This is a genomic window from Actinomadura geliboluensis, from assembly GCF_005889745.1.
In the GTDB taxonomy this organism is placed as follows: Bacteria; Actinomycetota; Actinomycetes; order Streptosporangiales; family Streptosporangiaceae; genus Spirillospora; species Spirillospora geliboluensis.
The window spans coordinates 1-1,793 of record NZ_VCKZ01000710.1 but is presented as its reverse complement, the minus strand read 5'-3'; the positions used below and the strand labels follow the sequence as shown (position 1 = coordinate 1,793).

Annotated in this window: 4 protein-coding genes; 3 read left to right on the top strand and 1 reads right to left on the bottom strand. The window is 72.2% G+C overall.

Annotated features, from left to right (window positions below):
* Positions 1–644 (bottom strand): peptidoglycan-binding domain-containing protein (locus tag ETD96_RS43730; RefSeq protein ID WP_138642346.1); only part of this gene is annotated, 644 nt, incomplete at its 3' end.
* A gap of 23 nt (positions 645–667) precedes the next feature.
* Between ETD96_RS43730 and ETD96_RS43725 the strand changes: the two genes are divergently transcribed.
* The 3 genes from ETD96_RS43725 to ETD96_RS43715 all read left to right on the top strand — a co-directional run.
* Positions 668–1,132 carry a YbaK/EbsC family protein gene (locus ETD96_RS43725; RefSeq protein ID WP_138642345.1) on the top strand — a complete coding sequence of 155 codons (465 nt, stop codon included), beginning with the start codon at positions 668–670 and terminating at the stop codon, positions 1,130–1,132.
* A complete protein-coding gene (locus tag ETD96_RS43720; protein WP_138642344.1) occupies positions 1,132–1,482 on the top strand; it encodes an arsenate reductase family protein in 351 nt (116 codons plus the stop codon). Before ETD96_RS43725 ends, ETD96_RS43720 begins: the two co-directional genes overlap by 1 nt.
* A 69-nt stretch (positions 1,483–1,551) precedes the next feature.
* The coding region (locus ETD96_RS43715) for a hypothetical protein (protein ID WP_138642343.1) at positions 1,552–1,793 on the top strand (242 nt) is incomplete at its 3' end.

Genomic DNA, 1,793 nt, shown 5'->3' with positions numbered 1-1,793 from the left:
GGGTTGTAGAGCCGCCCCAGGGGCGAGGTCTCCCAGCCGGTGAAGCGGCGCCCGGTGCGGAAGTCGCCGGTTCCGGTGGTGGCGTAGCGGCAGCGCGGGACGGTGGCGCCGCGGTCCTTGGCGCAGTAGTACTCCCCCGACCCCGAGGAGATGTGCGAGATCAGGCGCGGCTTCCCGGCCTTGTAGAGGACGAGGTACTGCCGCTTGAGGTCGACGTCGACGCGGTCCTTCTCGCGCTTCTTGGCCATCGGGCGCGGGTCCTTGGGAGCCTCCAGCGCCGCCCAGAAGGACTTGCCCAGCGTGCTCTTCTGCTTGAGCCGGTTGACCGCCTGGAACGCCCACACGGCCATCTGCGTGGACGGCCCGTACCTGCCGTCCACCTTGCCCGGGTCGTAGTGCAGTTCCCTCAGGCGCCGCTGGAGGTCTTCGACGTCGGCGCCCTTCGCACCCGGCTTCAGCGTGCGCTGCGCGGGGGACGGCGTCGGGGTGGGCGTCGCCGGCGCCTTCGCAGGCGGCGGCTTCGCGGACGAGGAGCCCTCCTGGGCCCGGGGTTCGGCCTGCTCCGTCCCGTCGCAGCCCGCCAGGGCAACGGCCGCGATCAGCAGGACCGCGCTCTTCCGCACGTCGACCGGTATCCCGCGCATGCAGGAAGCTTAAAGTGCTTCCCATGCATCCGAATGCCGAAATCGTCGCGAAGGCCCTGTCCGACCAGGGCGCGACCGGGGTCATCGTCGAGCTGTCCGACTCCGCGCGGACGGCGCAGGCCGCGGCGGACCAGCTGGGCTGCGAGGTCGGCGCGATCGCCAACAGCCTGGTGTTCGACGCCGACGGGGCGCCGCTGCTGGTGCTGACCAGCGGCGCGCACCGCGTGGACACCGCGAAGGTGGCGGCCCTCGTGGGCGCGGCGAAGGTGAAGCGGGCGACGCCGGAGTTCGTCCGGGAGGCGACCGGCCAGCCGATCGGTGGCGTGGCGCCGCTCGGCCACCCGGCCCCGCTCCGTACGCTCGTGGACGTCTGGCTGAACAGGTACGACCAGGTCTGGGCGGCCGGCGGGCACCCGCACACCGTCTTCCCCACGTCGTACGAGGAACTGCTGAGGATCACCGGGGGAGCCCCCGCGGAGGTGGAGTGATGGAGATTTGGCACAACCCGCGCTGCTCGAAGAGCCGGGCCGCGAAGGCCGCGCTGGACGAGGCGGGCGTCGCGTACACCGAGCGGCGCTACCTGGACGAGCCGCCCACGGCGGAGGAGCTGGACGCGGTGCTCACCCGGGTCGGCGCCGAGCCGTGGGAGGTGGCGCGGCTGAACGAGCCGGTCGCCAAGGAGCTCGGGCTCAAGGACATGGAGCACGACCGGGCCCGGTGGATCGAGGTCATGGTGGCGAACCCGGTGCTGATCCAGCGGCCGATCGTCCTGACCGGCGACGCCGCCGTGGTGGCGCGGGACGAGGAATCGGTGCGCAAGGCCCTCGACAGCCAGTGACACGGGTGTGATTCTGGGGAGTCAGGACACGGCGAACGGTGACTCGGCCGACCTCGGCACGGAGGTGCGATGACCGCGCAGATGCGCACGGGCCCGGCGGCGCGCGATCCGCAGTTCCGGGGGATCGACCCGCCCGCGCTCAACCAGGTCATCAAGCAGCTGCAGGACGCGCAGAACGCGATCCAGGGCTGGCTGAACGCGCACCGTCCTCCGCCGGGGGTGTCCACGGCCGGGCACCGGCAGGCCGACCAGGTGGCGCAGTGGGCCGCCGACCAGCTCGGGATGCTGTCACGCCGCTACAACTACGCGGT

What these genes read in the sequence shown, in the direction of transcription:
- ETD96_RS43720 (WP_138642344.1), top strand. Translation starts at nt 1,132, where the DNA reads ATGGAGATTTGGCACAACCCGCGCTGCTCGAAGAGCCGGGCCGCGAAG.
- ETD96_RS43725 (WP_138642345.1), top strand. Translation starts at nt 668, where the DNA reads ATGCATCCGAATGCCGAAATCGTCGCGAAGGCCCTGTCCGACCAGGGC.